The sequence below is a fragment of the Thiocapsa sp. C2-2m genome, from assembly GCF_041903745.1.
Classification (GTDB): Bacteria; Pseudomonadota; Gammaproteobacteria; order Chromatiales; family Chromatiaceae; genus Thiocapsa; species Thiocapsa roseilacustris.
Map to the genome: position 1 here is coordinate 31611 of NZ_JBBWVD010000004.1, position 15284 is coordinate 46894.

General features: G+C 65.4%; 13 protein-coding genes. 8 read left to right on the forward strand and 5 right to left on the reverse strand.

The window, feature by feature from the left end:
* Window positions 1-11 precede the first annotated feature (11 nt).
* The 4 genes from AADX97_RS03965 to AADX97_RS03980 all read left to right on the forward strand — a co-directional run bounded on the left by AADX97_RS03965 (window position 12) and on the right by AADX97_RS03980 (window position 4554).
* Entirely contained in the window at window positions 12-140 is a 129-nt protein-coding gene (locus AADX97_RS03965; RefSeq protein ID WP_374232108.1) for a hypothetical protein, read from the forward strand.
* Window positions 141-304: 164 nt separating this feature from the next.
* Entirely contained in the window at window positions 305-2740 is a 2436-nt protein-coding gene (locus AADX97_RS03970; protein ID WP_374232109.1) for a transporter substrate-binding domain-containing protein, read from the forward strand.
* A gap of 4 nt (window positions 2741-2744) precedes the next feature.
* Window positions 2745-3449, forward strand: coding sequence for a response regulator (locus AADX97_RS03975; protein WP_374232110.1), 705 nt, complete (start codon window positions 2745-2747; stop codon window positions 3447-3449).
* Window positions 3450-3540: 91 nt separating this feature from the next.
* Window positions 3541-4554, forward strand: coding sequence for a L,D-transpeptidase (locus tag AADX97_RS03980; RefSeq protein ID WP_374232111.1), 1014 nt, complete (start codon window positions 3541-3543; stop codon window positions 4552-4554).
* 445 nt (window positions 4555-4999) lie between these two features.
* Here AADX97_RS03980 and AADX97_RS03985 read toward each other — a convergent pair whose 3' ends face one another.
* The 4 genes from AADX97_RS03985 to AADX97_RS04000 form a co-directional block, all read right to left on the reverse strand.
* Window positions 5000-5341, reverse strand: coding sequence for a transcriptional regulator (locus AADX97_RS03985; RefSeq protein ID WP_374232112.1), 342 nt, complete (start codon window positions 5339-5341; stop codon window positions 5000-5002).
* An 8-nt stretch (window positions 5342-5349) separates the two neighbouring features.
* Window positions 5350-5613, reverse strand: coding sequence for a DUF6516 family protein (locus tag AADX97_RS03990; protein WP_374232264.1), 264 nt, complete (start codon window positions 5611-5613; stop codon window positions 5350-5352).
* Window positions 5614-5866: 253 nt separating this feature from the next.
* The gene (gene eno / locus AADX97_RS03995; RefSeq protein ID WP_374232113.1) at window positions 5867-7132 is read right to left on the reverse strand and encodes a phosphopyruvate hydratase; all 1266 of its coding nucleotides are present in this window, start codon (window positions 7130-7132) and stop codon (window positions 5867-5869) included.
* Between the two features lie 98 nt (window positions 7133-7230).
* Complete coding sequence (locus AADX97_RS04000) at window positions 7231-7521, reverse strand: nitrogen fixation protein NifZ (RefSeq protein WP_374232114.1); 291 nt, start codon at window positions 7519-7521, stop codon at window positions 7231-7233.
* A gap of 248 nt (window positions 7522-7769) precedes the next feature.
* Here AADX97_RS04000 and nifU point away from each other — a divergent pair, with 248 nt between their 5' ends.
* Together nifU and nifS are read left to right on the forward strand one after the other, a co-directional pair.
* Window positions 7770-8654, forward strand: a complete 885-nt coding sequence (nifU, locus tag AADX97_RS04005; RefSeq protein ID WP_374232115.1) for a Fe-S cluster assembly protein NifU — start codon at window positions 7770-7772, stop codon at window positions 8652-8654.
* Window positions 8655-9012: 358 nt separating this feature from the next.
* Complete coding sequence (nifS, locus tag AADX97_RS04010) at window positions 9013-10239, forward strand: cysteine desulfurase NifS (RefSeq protein ID WP_374232116.1); 1227 nt, start codon at window positions 9013-9015, stop codon at window positions 10237-10239.
* A 608-nt stretch (window positions 10240-10847) separates the two neighbouring features.
* On the opposite strand, the gene parA is transcribed toward nifS, so the two are convergent.
* Window positions 10848-11501: a ParA family partition ATPase gene (gene parA, locus AADX97_RS04015; RefSeq protein ID WP_374232117.1), complete on the reverse strand. Its 654-nt coding sequence runs from the start codon at window positions 11499-11501 to the stop codon at window positions 10848-10850.
* 187 nt (window positions 11502-11688) lie between these two features.
* Here parA and AADX97_RS04020 point away from each other — a divergent pair, with 187 nt between their 5' ends.
* Together AADX97_RS04020 and AADX97_RS04025 are read left to right on the forward strand one after the other, a co-directional pair.
* Window positions 11689-12126 (forward strand): DUF29 domain-containing protein, encoded by a 438-nt coding sequence (locus AADX97_RS04020; protein WP_374232118.1) that lies wholly within the window; start codon window positions 11689-11691, stop codon window positions 12124-12126.
* Window positions 12127-12130: 4 nt separating this feature from the next.
* Window positions 12131-15202: a hypothetical protein gene (locus tag AADX97_RS04025; protein ID WP_374232119.1), complete on the forward strand. Its 3072-nt coding sequence runs from the start codon at window positions 12131-12133 to the stop codon at window positions 15200-15202.
* Window positions 15203-15284: the final 82 nt, after the last annotated feature.

Below are 15284 nucleotides of genomic sequence, written 5' to 3' on the forward strand. Positions count from 1 at the left end.
GCGGACAGGCCTTGCAATATTTCGAAGCCACGGGTGCCGAGATCACGCTCTCCATCTCTATCAACCCGGACGAGACGGTCTCGCTCAGCTATACCGGCAAGTACGGCGCCAACGGTGTGTGCGAGGTCTCCGGAAACTGACGGGGCTCGGGAGCGGCGCTGCTGCACGGCGCCGTCTCGGGCCTGATTCCGCGCACGCGCCGAGCAGGTTCTGTTTCCTTGATTCTCGGCGGAGATCCGGCGATTTGGCAGGATTTTCTCCGGCCACCATGGATTTGCTTCTCTGCACCGCAGAGAATGCCGCCATGACGACCGAACGAGACACGCCGTTTCAGAGCTCAGCACGCGATCTCCGACGCTTGATCAGGGCGCTTCTCGTCATTGGTCTCCTGTGGCTGTTCGTGGCCCGAATCGTCGTCGCCGACGACACCCCTGCGGACCTCCTGACCCCGGCCGAGCGTGCCTGGCTCGACGCCCACCCGCGGATCCTGCTCGGTGTCGGGGCGGAGTGGGCGCCCGACGTGATTCCGGTCGGAGAGGGGCGTATCGCCGGGTTTGCCGTGGACTATCTGCGGCTGCTCAACGACAAGCTCGGCATCGAGATCGGGCTCGAGGCCGGTCCTTGGCATGAGATGGTCGCTGCGGCCGAGAGCCGCCGGATCGATGGTCTGATGCTGGCCGCGCCGTTGCCCGAGCGGCGCGATCGCTTCCTGTTCACCGAGGACTTCCACACCGTTCGCCTGTTTCTCTACCTTCGCGACGGCGACTCTCTGCCGCCACAAGGGCTCGCGGGTTTGGCCGGCCGGCGGGTGGGCTATCTGCAGGAGGTCTTGCGCGAGCGCAAACTGCTGGCCTCCGAGCCGTCGATCGAAGCGGTTCCGCTGGCGAGCCAGGCGGCGCTGGCCGAGGCACTGCTGACGGGAGCGGTGGATGCGGCCATCGGGCCTTATGCCTTGGAGTTCTGGCGGGCGAGCAACGGCGTGCTCGGTTTCGGGTTGAAGCGGATGATGCCGGAGGGCCAGGCGCGGTTGGGGATCTCGATCCGGACGGATTGGCCGGAGCTGGTCGGCGTCCTGAACAAGGGTGTGGCGGCCATCACCGCCGAGGAAGCGGCTGCCCTCCAGCGACGTTGGTACGGGCGCGACGATGTCTTCTCGGCCGGTCCGCCGCCGACCGGTCTGAGCGCCGAAGAGCAGGCTTGGATCGCCGATCATCCCGTACTCCGGGTCGGCATCGATCCGACTTGGGCGCCGATCGAGTTCTTCGACGAGCAGCGCCGACCACAGGGGATCTCGGTCGCCTATTTGCGGCTGATCGCAGAGCGTTTCGGGATGCGGCTTCAGTTCGTCGAAGCCCCGTCCTGGGCAGTAGCCTTTGCGCAGTTCGACCGACGGCAACTGGACCTTCTGCCGGCGGTGGCGGCGACACCTTCGCGCCGCCGGCGCTTCGACCTGACCGAGCCCTATGTGTCCTTTCCTGCGGCGATCTTCGCGGCGACCGATGTCGCCTATTTGGGCGGGATCGAGGCGTTACGGGGGAAGGTCGTCGCCGTGATCGAGGGCGAGGCGGTGCAGGATTGGCTGCGCGAGCACGCGCCGGAGATCCCGTTGCTGCCCCTGGCGGATACGACCGCGGCCCTGCGAGCGGTCGCGCGGGGCGATGCCTTCGCCTTTGTCGGCAATCTGGCGGCGACCAGCTACTACATCGGCGCGTCCGGCCTCACCGAGATCAAGGTGCTCGGGGAGACCCCGTTCGTCTATCGCTTGGGGATGGCGGTGCATCGGGACGAGCCCTTGCTGGCGGCCATCCTGCAAAAGGGCCTGGATGCAATCCCGCGTCACGAGAGGGATGCGATCTACCACGACTGGATCTCGATCCGATATCACGTCGAGGCGGACTGGGGTCTCTTGTTGCGGGTCGTTGCGGGTGCTGCGCTGCTGCTTGCGATCATCGGTTGGTGGGCGTTCAGTCTCGCCCGCGAGGTGCGCCGCCGTCGCCGGGCCGAGGCCGCGCTCGCCGAGCTGTCCCAAGGTCTGGATCAGGCGCTCGCGGAGCGCACCTGCGAGCTTGCCGACGCCAACGCCTGGCTGCGCCGGTCGGCGCTGGATCTGTCGATGTCGGACGAGGCTGCGCGGGCGCGCTTGGCCGGCGAGCTGCACGACAGCCCGATGCAGAAGCTCGCCCTGGCGCAGATGCAGGTCGAGGCCGCCGCCCGGGACCCCGATGACCCGGAGACCACGCAACTGCTCGGCGCCGGAAAGACGCTCCTGCGTGAGGCGATCGCTGAGCTGCGCACGCTGCAGTTCGATCTGAGTCCGCCGGTGCTGGCGCGTCAGGGTCTGGCCGCGGCGCTGGCATGGCTCGCCGAATGCACCCAAGCCCGCTGGGGAGTCCGGATGACATGTGCGGTGGATCCCGATCTGCCTCAACCCGGGCATGAGGCGTCCGTCATCCTCTTCCAGTGCGCCCGGGAGCTGGTCTACAACCTCATCAAACACGCGCGGGCCAGCCAGGGCGCCATCCGATTGCAGGCCCGAGAGGGTTGCCTTGAGCTGATCGTGGAAGACGACGGGATCGGTTTCGACCCGAACGCACCGCAGCCGGGTCCGCGCCACGACGGAGGCTTCGGACTTCACAGTGTCCGCGAGCGCTTGGCCTTGATCGGGAGCGACCTCATCGTCGAGCCGTCCGCACCCGGTACCCGTGTGCGCATTCGCTTGCCCGCCGACCGAATGGACTGATTTCATGACGCTGACCCTGCTCCTCTGCGACGACCATCGTCTCTTCCGCGAGGGACTGGCCGGACTGCTGCAACAAGAGCCGGGCTGGACGGTGGTTGCCCAGGTCGGCGACGGCGAGGAGGCGATTCGACTCGCCGGCGAGCTCGAGCCGGACCTGGCCGTGCTGGACGTGGCGATGCCGGGTCTCGGCGGTATCGAGGCGGCAGAGGCGATTCGCGTCCGATCCCCCCGAACGCGGATCGTCGCCGTTTCGATGTATAGCGATGCTCTTTATCGCAAACGGATGCTCGCCGCCGGTGCCGCCGCCTATGTCCTCAAGAACGAGGCAGGCGCCGATCTGATCGCCGCGATTCAGGCCGTCCTGCGGGGCGAAACCTTCATCAGCCCCTCGCTGGCATCCCCGAGCCAGGGTCGGGATGCACTTCAGTCAGAGCGCTGTCCCGATCTGGATCAGGCTGCGCTGACCGGGCGCGAGCGCGAGGTGTTGGAACTTCTGGCCCGCGGCAGACGCACCAGGGAGATCGCCGCGGAGCTCGGCATCAGCACCAAGACGGTCGAGACCTATCGCGGTCGCCTCATGGCCAAGCTCGGAATCGACAACCTGGCCGGTCTCGTCAAGTTCGCGATCCGCGCCGGGATCGCGCCGCTGGAGTGGCACGACCTCGCACATCAAAGCCGTGTCGGGAGATCCCCGACGGGAATTCCCTGATTCCGTCTCCCGGGCTTAGTCTTTAAGATATAGCGTGAGCTTGACCCCAAATACCCATGAAAAAATTATCCTTTTTTACCGAGATCCAACGATGCAGCCGATCGATCGACGTACCGCACTCTGTAGACTGGCCGCGCTCGGCCTCACGCCCCTCTGTCTCGCCGAGATGGCCTCGGCCGCTGCGGTGGTGAAGGAGATTCACGCCCTGCAGCCCGGCGAGTTCACCTGGCATCCCGAGCGCTCGCCGAAGGGATCCGTCGCCGTAGTCGTCTCGCTCCCGGAGCAGCTGACGCACGTCTACCGCAACGGGATCCGGATCGGCGTGGCGACCTGCTCGACCGGGAAGCCAGGCCATGAGACACCGACCGGGGTGTTCACGGTGCTGGAAAAGGACAAGGACCATCAGTCCTCGACCTACAACAACGCGCCCATGCCGAACATGAACCGCCTGACCTGGGACGGGATCGCGCTGCATGCCGGCAAGCTGCCCGGGTATCCGGCATCGCACGGGTGCGTGCGACTGCCTTACGCCTTCTCGGAGAAGCTCTGGACGGTGACGCATCCGGGCACGCCGGTGATCATCGCCGGATCACACTCGGATCCCTGGGAATTGACGCATCCGGGTTTGGTGCTCGGTGCCTATGCGGAGCAGGAGTTCGAGGATGCCGTCGCGGGTTTGGACGGAAAACGTCATCCCTCCGACTGGCAGGCGGCATCCGAGTATCCGGTGACCACCGTGATCGCTTCGACGGCGGACGGCAGGATCGACCTGATCGAAAACGGCCGCGTCGTCGCCGAAGGTCGCGTCTCCGTGAAGGGCTCGGGCGGCACGCTCGGGTCGCACGTCTTCATCCTCAAGGGGACCCACGATGCCGCAAAGGGTCTCTCCTGGCAGGCCATCAGCCATCATGAGAACGCAGGCGCAATGGTCTCGGGCGGCAGCGGATCGGAAGAGTCCGTGGTGTCCAGGCTCAAGGCGGACGATGCGTTCCAGCGCGCCATGAAGAAGAGCATGCATCCGGGCATGGTCATGATCGTGACCGACAACCCGCTGCACCCGGATCGCCGATCCGGTCAGGATTTCGTCATCATGACCAGTGCTTGAGGGCTTAAACCGCGTCTAGAGCGAGATGCGTCGTTTCATTGTGCGCTAGTCAGGGCACGATCTCTGTGCCAGTCTTGACTGGAGCACGGTCGACCCACGGAGCTGCACGCCTGGAAAATACCAGGGACAGACCACGTTTTCTGAGCCATATTGGCAGACCGAGCAGATCAGTGTCGGCCAGCTCTTTCCGCGGTCAATCACGTGCCCGGCCTCGCCAACGGGCTTTGCGGGGGATGATTTCGTGGGGATACCTCAGCAAAGACCTCCCTCAACAGTTGCTCCGCCTCCAGGTGCAGACCTTGGGCGGAACAAATCGCAGCCAGATTGCCCTTGATCACAGCATGGTTTGGTGCGCGTGCCGGGAGTTGAGCCAGGAATGCTTCAGCGCCGGCATGGTCGGCCGTGATGAATCAGAAAATGGACTCGCCGAACCAGCCGGCGCGTCCTACGCCGCTTTCAGCACGATCTCCATGCGCACCTCGTCGTAAGGAAATACCAGTTTGCCGTCATCGGTCTTGTCGAGCACACCGCAGGCCACCAGCGCCTGTGCATCGGTGTGTACGCCTTTGACATCGCGCCCGACGCGCCGCGCGAGCTCGCGCACGCCGAGCGGTCCGGCTCCGGTCATCACCTTGAGAATCCCCCAACGGTTGGCTGTCAACGTCGCCCATAGATCCTCATGGCTCGGGAACGTGATGAAACAGCCCTGCGGCTCGCCGCGAAAAGCGGCCTTGGTGCGCCGCTTGGTCGCTTCGATGTCGGCGACTTCGATCGTGACGGTGGTCATGAGGTGCCTCACAGCGGAGCGACATCGGCCCAGAAATCATCGACCAATTGATCGAGTGTCGTGAAGGGATAAGAAACTTCACGAGCGCCCACGTGTTTGTGGTCTCCTTTGCCGCTCTCGTTGTCGTAGCGCAGTACACAGACCTCGTCAATCACCAAGGCCAGGCGGTACTTGGAGGAATGTCGACTGCCGGGTGCGGGTTCGGGAAGCTGCCAGATCACGATATCTGCAAAGCGGTTTTCGCACAGCGTGACGCGCGATCTCAGGAGCAGGGCGGCTGGCTTGTTGTAAACATGACAACAATCTTAGGCGTTGTCAAACGTTGATGACGGCAAAGACCTCATAACCGGTCCGTTCTCGGCCGTCTGTCAGTGTCGGCAATCCCCGTCGAGCCGTCGCTGAGCACACTCTTGACGGGCGTCGGCCTTCGGGAGACACCGACCAGGCTCGGGCTGGCGGTGCCGGCCGCGGTTCCGAGGAGACCGCCGGCCCCGCAGCCCGGCGACCGCGACGACCCCGCCTCCCTCAGCGACCGAGCACCGCCGCCGACCCCAGCTCGCGCTCGATCTCGAGCAGCCGGTTGTACTTGGCGATACGCTCCGATCGGCAGGCCGAGCCGGTCTTGATCTGACCGCCACCCATGGCGACCGCGAAGTCGGCCATGAAGCTGTCCTCGGTCTCTCCGGAGCGATGGGAGATGACATAGCCCCAGCCGGCCTTGCGGCAGAGGTCGATGGCGGCGATGGTCTCGGTGACCGTGCCGATTTGGTTGAGCTTGATGAGCACGGCGTTGCACGCCTGCTCTTCGACGGCGCGGGCGATGAATTTGGTGTTGGTCACCAAAAGATCGTCTCCGACGATCTGAACCTTGTCGCCCAAGGCGGCCGTGATCCCTTTGAAGCCCTCCCAATCGTTCTCGTTGTGACTGTCCTCGATCGAGACGATGGGGTACTCGGTGACCCAGTCCTTGAACAAGGCCGTCATCTCCGTGGCGGTCTTCTCGCCCTGACCGCTGCGGCTGAGCCGGTACTTGCCGTCTTCGTAGAAGGAGCTGGCGGCGGGATCCAGGGCGATGGCGATGTCCTCGCCGGGCTCGTAGCCCGCGGCGAGGATGGCCTTGACGATCAGATCGCAGGCCTCTTCGTTGCTCTTGAGCTTGGGTGCGAAACCGCCCTCGTCCCCGACGCTCGTGGCATAGCCCTTGGATTGAAGCAGTCGATGCAATGCGTGAAAGGTCTCGGTGCCGTAGCGCAGCGCCTCGGCGAAGGTCGGCGCGCCGACGGGAAAGACCATGAACTCCTGGAAATCCATGCCGGAGTCGGCGTGCTTGCCGCCGTTGAGCACGTTCATCATGGGGACGGGAAGACGCACCGCGCCGGCACCCCCCAGGTAGGCGTAAAGCGGGAGGTTGCAGGCTGCGGCGGCGACGCGTGCAACCGCCTGCGAGACACCGAGGATCGCGTTGGCGCCGAGCTTGGCCTTGTTCTCGGTCCCGTCGAGCTCGAGCATCGTATGGTCGATCTTCGCCTGCTCGCGTGGATCGGCTCCGATCAGGGCCGGGGCAATCAGCTCGTTGACGTTGGCGACGGCCTTGCGAACGCCCTTGCCGCCGTAGCGATCCGCGTCGCCGTCGCGCAGCTCGACGGCCTCGTTCTCGCCGGTCGAGGCCCCGGACGGGACCGAAGAGGCGGCGAGGATGCCGTTGTCGAGCCGGACATTCACGCGCACGGTCGGGTTGCCGCGCGAGTCGAGGATTTCCAGGGCGTCGATGGATTGAATGCGTGGGGTCATGCTGTCTCCTGTCGCTTGTTCGGTGCGATGTCGGTGGGTTGGTGAAGCGGCGAGCTTAGGCCGCGGACTTGACGGCGCGGTGACGAGACGGCCCGGGCCTAACCCGCCTCTGCGGCCGCACGATGCGACGCCGTGCTGAGCTCCTCCGGCCAACAGCCGGCAGGCGGCCCGAGCTCGGCGCCCTCCCCTTCGAACCGCACCAGATACAGCTCGCGTTCGGGATCCTCTTCGAGGTGTCCGATGTTGAGGATGACGCCGCGGGTCCCGGCCGCCGCGATCAAGGCATCCTCGGCGAGATCCGGGATACCGCCGTCGTTGTAGATATCCGCGGCGGCGTAGACCAGATCGCCCGGCCCCAACTGACCAAGCTCCAATTGACTGAGATCCATCAAAGACTCCTGTTGTTGAGATGTGTTGTGGGATTCACGACCCGACGCAGGCGGGCTGTCGTTCGAGAGCCGACATCGATGTCAGTAGGAAGGCTTTCGACTAAATAAAAATCAATGAGATAGATGATAACTCCGGCGTGGCACACGGTTTGCTGAATGAGTCGCCAACACAGACGCAAGACTCAAGCCACGGCTTGAGCATCCGTCCCGACTCACTCGCTCATTGCTACAGCAACCGGAGACACGCCATGTGGGATTATTCGGAAAAGGTCCAGGAGCACTTCTTCAATCCCCGCAACGCGGGCGCGGTCTCGGAGGCCAATGCGACGGGTGACGTGGGCTCCTTGTCCTGCGGCGATGCACTGCGCCTAACCCTCAAGGTCGACCCGGCGAGCGAGATCATCCTCGATGCCGGCTTCCAGACCTTCGGCTGCGGCTCCGCCATCGCCTCCAGCTCGGCGCTGACCGAGATCATCAAGGGCATGACGCTCAACGAGGCACTCAAGGTCACCAATCAGGACATCGCCGACTATCTCGACGGACTGCCGGCCGAGAAGATGCACTGCTCGGTGATGGGTCGCGAGGCGCTGCATGCGGCGATCGCGAACTACCGTGGCGAGGAGTGGAAGGACGATCACGAGGAAGGCGCACTGGTCTGTAAGTGCTTTGCCGTGGATTCGGTCCTGATCGAAAACACCATCCGCGCCAACGGGCTGTCCACGGTCGAAGAGGTCGCCAACTACACCAAAGCAGGCGGCGGCTGCTCGGCCTGTCACGAAGGGATCGAGGCCATCCTGAGCCGCGTCCTCGCCGAGCAAGGGAAGGCGTTCGACCCCTACGCCAGGGCGCCCGAGGCGGCGCCCTCGACCGGCGGGCGCAAGCTCGGCAACCTGGAGCGGATCCGCCGCATCGAACGCTCCATCGAGGCCATCCGTCCGAACCTTCAGCGCGACCACGGCGATGTGGAGCTGATCGATATCGACGGCAAGAACGTCTATGTGAACATGACCGGCGCCTGCGTGGGCTGCCAGATGGCCTCGACGACGCTCGACGGGATTCAGCAGCGCATCGTCGAGGATCTCGGCGAGTTCGTGCGGGTGCTGCCGGCGAAGGCGATGCGCAAGAGCGCGTAAGAGCCGCTAGCCGTAGGTTGGGCAAAGCGCAGTGTGCCCAACCCGCGCCGGCATCACAGGGAGCCGTCAGCCGTCAGCCGTCAGCCGTCAGCCGTCAGCCGTCAGCCGTCAGCGAGAGGGTAGCCGATGGCCGATAACCGTGCGGCAAACGTTGCTCACGATATCGGCCGTCGAGGTGGACGAGCCTAAGCGAAGTCCAACGAGACCTGCACCGCCATGGCAGAGTTGATGAACGAGCCCATGCGGCGCGAAACGCGGTAAAAGGCCGGAGGCTGATAGCTGATAGCTGATAGCAGGAGGCAGCAGGCTGATCGCCGAACCCCACACTCATCCGCACGTTCCACGAGGCCATCAATCCATGACCACTCCACCCGATACCCAAGGCATCTATCTCGACAACAACGCCACCACCATGGTCGCGCCCGAGGTGGTCGAGGCCATGCTGCCCTTCTTCACGGAGCAGTTCGGCAACGCCTCCTCGATCCATGCCTACGGCAACCGGGTCGGCCACGCCATCAAGCAGGCGCGGCAGCAGGTTCAGGCACTGCTCGGGGCCGCGCAGGACTCGGAGATCGTCTTCACCTCCTGCGGGACCGAGTCGGACTCCACCGCCATCCTCTCGGCCATCAAGGCCCATCCGGAGCGCAAGGAGATCATCACGACGGTCGTGGAGCATCCGGCGATCCTCGCGCTCTGTCAGCACTTGGAGACCGAGGGCTACAAGGTCCATTACCTCCCGGTCGACGGCAAAGGCCGACTCGATATCCAGCAATACATGGACCTGCTTTCGGACCGCGTCGCGATCGTCTCGGTGATGTGGGCGAACAACGAGTCCGGGACACTCTTTCCGGTGCAGGAGATGGCGGAGCTGGCCAAATCGGCCGGCGTTCTCTTTCACACGGATGCGGTCCAGGCCGTCGGCAAGCTCCCCATCGATCTGAAGGACACCGCGATTGACATGCTCTCGGTGTCCGGACACAAGCTGCACGCACCCAAGGGCATCGGTGTGCTCTATCTAAGGCGCAACACGCGCTTTCGCCCCATGTTGCGCGGCGGGCATCAGGAACGCGGCCGGCGTGCCGGCACCGAGAACAGTGCCTCCATCGTCGGGCTCGGTAAGGCCTGCGAGATGGCGTTGGAGCACATGGACGACGAGAAAACCGCGGTGAGGGCCATGCGTGATCGGCTCGAGAAAGGCATCCTCGCCGCCGTCCCCAACTGCTTCGTGACGGGTGATCCGAGCAACCGCCTGCCCAACACCAGCAACATCGCCTTCGAATACATCGAGGGCGAGGCGATCCTGCTGCTGCTGAACAAGCTCGGCATCGCGGCATCGAGCGGCTCCGCCTGCACCTCCGGCTCGCTTGAGCCCTCGCACGTGATGCGCGCGATGGGGATCCCCTTTACCGCCGCCCACGGCACCACCCGCTTCTCGCTCTCGCGCTACAACCGCATGGATGAGGTCGACCGCGTCATCGAGGCTGTACCGCCGATCGTCGCCAAACTGCGCAAGCTCTCGCCCTATTGGTCCGAGACCGGCCCCGTCTCCGATCCGGCCGCCGCCTTCGCACCGGCCTATGCCTGACCGACACGCGCATGTCGGATCCGTCCGACTGCTCGTCGATCATCGACCCGCCTCGGTATCTGCGAGCCCGCGCATCGCACCTCCGTGTGCGACTTCGTCAACGGCAAGGTGCATACCCTCTCGCCCATGATCGACTGGGTGCGTCGCCAGGCGGCGCGCGCACGACTGCCTCGTCCTTCCGGCGTCGGATCACGGCGCGCATCAAGGTCGCTACGGGGTCTGAGCAACCAGAAACGTAGGATGGGTAGAGCGCAGCGAAACCCATCCTACAAGCTCCGACCATCCCGGAGCGCTGTGGGTAGAGGGCGGCGAAACCCATCCTCCCCACGCAGCCCCCGAGCAAAACGCCCCTTCAATCCGGCCACACCCTCCGCCGACTCTGATAACCCCCCTCCGATGAGACAGCGGCAGCTCCGGAAGCCGGACGTTTCCGCGCAACAGGCCGCGCGGCGGCGCCCGCCCCGGTCGATATCGCACGCTGCGCCGGGGCCGCTGCCGCCGCACCCGCCGACGCTTGTGCGCCTGCCGGCTCGGCATCGCCCGGCTGATCCGCCCCGCTCTTGGCCTTGCGAATGGAGGCAACTAATCGGCGTTCCGTCTGCGTACTGCTAGACGTGCTCTTGGGAGGCGTTGTCATGGTCGAAGATCTCCGCGATCAGGTCGTTGATCTCGGCCGCCGCGGCAGCACCGCGACGGCCGGCTTGGAAGACGCTGCGCCCCTCGAGCACACAGAGGCGATGGATGGAGCGGCGCTGCAACGAGGTTCGCGCGACCGGCAGATCCAACTCCGCGACGGCCTCGGGCATCAGGCGCGAGAGGGTCGTGCGCGGCTCCATCTGGCTCATCACGATCAAGGCGCGCAGTCGCGGGTTCTCGGGGCGAATCTTTTCGATGATGCGGGCGAGATGACTCGTCGCCCAAAGATCCATCGGCGAGGGTTGGAGCGGGATCAACGCATGGTCGGCCAGGCGCAGTGCGTGCTCGGTCTGCGGTGCCTTGATGGACGGAGGACAGTCGATGACGACATGGTCGTGGACATCGCGCAGGGCCTGAACCGTTTTCTCGAGCCCGAAGGCTGCGGCCACCACGGCGGGCAGCGCGCCATTCTCATCCCCGATCAGACGCCATTGATAGGCGGACTGCTGTGGATCGGCATCGACGATGACGACTGATCCCCGCCGCGCCAGACCCGCCGCCAGATTCAAGGACAAGGTGGTCTTGCCGGTGCCGCCTTTGTTGCCGACAACGGCGACGATGCTCATCGGCCGGCCTCGTGTCGGAAGTGCTGCGGCGTACAGAGGACAAAGGACACGTGCTTCGTCAAGGTCTCGACCTCGGCCATCGGCGGACATTGGAGCTGGCTCAAGGCTAGGCGCTGCGATCGAGCCGCGTCAAGCGCGGAGACTGGTTTAAACTTGGGCCTTGTCCCGATCTGCTGATGACCCGCCGATGTCGACACCACTTTACGAAAAGGATTTCTATCAATGGCTGGAGCACACCACCGACCTTGTGCGCGAGGGTCGCTTCGAGGAGATCGATCGCGACGTCCTGATCGACGAGCTCGAGAGCATGGGTAAACGAGACAAGCGCGAGCTCGCGAACCGACTCATCATTCTCCTGGCCCACCTGCTGAAATGGCGGCATCAACCCGAGGCGCGAAGCTCGGGATGGGTCGGATCGATCGCCGAGCAACGTCTGCAGATCGCCGGGCAGCTCGAAGACAGCCCTTCGTTGCGCGGCATGCTCGCGGACGCCGCCGACAAGGCCTATCCGAAGGCCATCGCGCTCGCCGTTCGGGAAACCGGTCTTCCGCCCGATCACTTTTCTGCCGATTGCCCGTTCTCGCTTTCGCAGGTGCTCGACGAGACCTTCTTCCCTGAGCCCTGATCGATTGTCGAATTCAAAGGACCACCGCGTCGGCTCGCCCCGACCGACAAGACGCCGGGCGCTCCTCGTCTCGGCGATCCTCCTCGGACTAACCGCGGCACTCGCGCTGTCGGTCCATCCCCTGCTGAACAGCCGTTGGTTTCAGGACCGTCTTTCCGAGCACATCGGCCTGAGCATCGCCTGGGAGTCGGCACGCCTTCGCCCGAGCGGACAGGTCCGGCTCCGGGACTTGCGCATCGCGCGCGACGACCCGGACTGGCCCGTCGCCCTCGCCCTGCATCAAGCGGCCGTGCAACTGGACCTGCCCGCGCTCCTGCACCGAGAGCTTCGGGTCCTGAGGCTCGATGCCGAGGGCATACGCTCGCTGCGCTTCGGGGATTACCGGCTGGAGGGCGACGGCGACCTGGCGATTGAAGGTGCCGGGTTACGCCGCGATTACATCGACATCGACAGCCTGCGTTTCGACCTGGAAAAGGCCCGCGTACTGCGCGAAGACGAGGTCTTGTCGCGTGATCTGGCGATCGGTGCACGCCTGCAGCTCACGCCGCTCACCCTCGCCGACAACCCGGGCGCGCAGATCCTGCGCTTCATCTCCGGCGATCGGAACCTCTCGGCGAAGGCCGATGCCTGGGACCTCTTCAACGATTATCTACAAGACATCCCCTGGTTGAGCCTGTCCGGGTATGGCGATCTCACGGCCGCGCTGTCGATCGATCGGGGCCACTTGGAATCCGGTAGCCGGCTGCGGCTCGACTCGCCCGCGCTCGGCGTGACCCTCAATCCCGGCGCACACTCGGGGGCGGATTCCGATGGTGCATCAAGCCGGATCGGCGACCCCAACCTCTACCGACTCGCCGGCGCCGGTCGCGTCGAGCTTCAGGTGGTGTCGACCACGGCGGGCCAAACCGAGACGATCCTCGGCATCAACCTCGCCGACGTAGAGATGCGCGACCAAGGCGAGGACACGCGATTCCTCGACAGCCGAGCGTTTCGCCTGGAGTCTCGCATCGCCGGGGCCGACCTCCTCCAACCCCCGGACCTGCCCGAGCAGACCAGGCTGACGTGGACCTCGGCCGTCGTGCCGGATATCGCCGTCTTCTCGCGCTATCTCCCGCCGGGCAGCCCGGTGGCCGAGCGCGGCGGGCTGGCCGGACTCGATGCCGTCCTCACCTGGGAGGACGACCGGCTGCAAGGCGCGCTCGACCTGCATGGCGACGACGTCCGACTCACCCTGCTGGAGACCGACGTCGCGGGCAAGCTCGATCTCGACCTGCGCATCAACGGTCTGAACCCGACCGATCAGACACTGGATCTCTCGGGCACTCGGCTGTACCTGGAGGCGATCGCCGGCGCGCAACCGCAGGAGTCGGCCCCCTTGATCACCCGATTCAGCCTCGACGAGGCCAGATTCAGGCTCACACGCCCCGTCGCCGAGTTGCGGGCCATGGATCGCCTCCCGGATCCGCTCCCCGTCGATGGGCGGCTCCGACTCTCGGGCGAGATCAATCACCTCGGCTTTTTCGACGCCTTTCTGGGCCAAACGCTGGGGGGCCGCGGCATCCGACTCGACGGCAGCGGCACCCTGCTCACCGAGCTGAACATCATCGACAGTCAACCGGCGAGCGGCAGCCGTCTGACGGTCGAGGCCGGTGCGCTGAGCGCCCGTCTTCTGGACTTCGAGATCGGCGGCGCCGGCGCACTCGATGCCCGGTGGCTGGACGGGGACGCGGGCGAGAGGCTGACGCTGGAGACCCGCTTTACCGAAGCCAGCCTCCGGCACCGCGACGAGCCCCGACCTCTGCTCGATTCGGCGCGCATCGCATTGGAGATCGAAACACCCGCGCCGTCCGGACAAGCCTTGGCCGACCTCTCGACCGATTCCGCCCGCGTGACCTTGCGCTGGGACGGCGCCCGGATGCCGGATGTCGGCGTACTCGACCGCTATCTTCCGGAACAGGCGCCCTTTCGATTTCGCGGCGGCAGCGCCCTGAGCGAGGGCTTGGTCCGACTCGACGCGCAGCAGACCAGCGGCAGGCTGCAGCTCACGGGCGAGGGCATCGGCGGCGAGCTTTTCGAGACCACGGTCGAGGGCGGCCTGCGCCTCGACCTTGAACTGAAGAACCTGCGCCTGGACAGCAGCGCACTCGACCTCTCCGGCTCCCGCGTCGAGCTGCACGCCACCGGGGATGCCCGCAAGGAGCGACTGCGCACCATTCTGGACATCAAGGAAGCCCGCTTCACCGACTGGCTGGATGCGGCGAACAAGCCCAACCGGGCCTTGCAAGGCCGGATCGCGCTCGACGGACGCGTCACCCAACTCGGCTTTCTGGACAACTTTCTGCCGCGCGAGCACGGCGTGCGGGTCCGCGGCGAAGGGCGGATCGATGCTTCCGAAAGACGCCGGCCTCGCGCTGCTCTCCGGCAGCGCGGACCTGAGCATGCTCTTCAATCTCGACGGTCAAAAAGCCGACGGCGAGATCAACCTGCAGAGCCGCGACACGCGCCTGCGCATGGACATGCAAGAGCTCGGCGGCAACCTCGTGCTGGAGGCCCGGCTACGCGAGGGCGACATCGCGTCCATGACCTTCGATGCCTCCGGCTCGCGCATCCGGCTCGACGGGATGACGCTGACCGAGCCCGACGGCAGCGAGACCGCCGATTGGTGGGCAGAGCTGCGGCTCGACGAGGCCCGCTTGGTCTGGACCGAGCCGCTCGGGCTCGAATCCCGGCTGGCACTCGGCATGCGCGACACCGGCCTGCTGGCCCGAATCTTCGTCGCCCAAGCCCGCGAGCGCGACTGGCTCGGACGTCTGCTCACCGTGCCCGACGTCAAAGGCACGGCCAGGGTGCGGCTGCGCGAGGAGAGTATCCATCTCTGGAATGCGCGGCTCAGCGCCGGCCCGCTCGTCCTCTTCGCCGACCTGAAGATGCAGGAATCGCTGCTCAACGGCGAGCTCTCCGCCGTGATTCAGCCGTTCAGCGTCTCGATCAGCCTCACCGACAGCAAGCCGAAACTGCACCTCATCAAATCGCCCGGTCTTTCCCGCGATTGACAAGAAGCGACCTCGGGGACTAGCGTCGTTTGGCCGCCGAGACCCTTCCCGACAGCACCCTCGGCGGCCCGAAGGGCACCGTTGTTGACCTCTTTTGCGAACAAC

Coding starts and splice junctions, on each gene's coding strand:
- AADX97_RS03970 (WP_374232109.1), top strand. CDS start 305: ATGACGACCGAACGAGACACGCCGTTTCAGAGCTCAGCACGCGATCTC.
- AADX97_RS03975 (WP_374232110.1), top strand. CDS start 2,745: ATGACGCTGACCCTGCTCCTCTGCGACGACCATCGTCTCTTCCGCGAG.
- AADX97_RS03980 (WP_374232111.1), top strand. CDS start 3,541: ATGCAGCCGATCGATCGACGTACCGCACTCTGTAGACTGGCCGCGCTC.
- AADX97_RS03985 (WP_374232112.1), bottom strand. CDS start 5,341: ATGACCACCGTCACGATCGAAGTCGCCGACATCGAAGCGACCAAGCGG.
- eno (WP_374232113.1), bottom strand. CDS start 7,132: ATGACCCCACGCATTCAATCCATCGACGCCCTGGAAATCCTCGACTCG.
- AADX97_RS04000 (WP_374232114.1), bottom strand. CDS start 7,521: ATGGATCTCAGTCAATTGGAGCTTGGTCAGTTGGGGCCGGGCGATCTG.
- nifU (WP_374232115.1), top strand. CDS start 7,770: ATGTGGGATTATTCGGAAAAGGTCCAGGAGCACTTCTTCAATCCCCGC.
- nifS (WP_374232116.1), top strand. CDS start 9,013: ATGACCACTCCACCCGATACCCAAGGCATCTATCTCGACAACAACGCC.
- parA (WP_374232117.1), bottom strand. CDS start 11,501: ATGAGCATCGTCGCCGTTGTCGGCAACAAAGGCGGCACCGGCAAGACC.
- AADX97_RS04020 (WP_374232118.1), top strand. CDS start 11,689: ATGTCGACACCACTTTACGAAAAGGATTTCTATCAATGGCTGGAGCAC.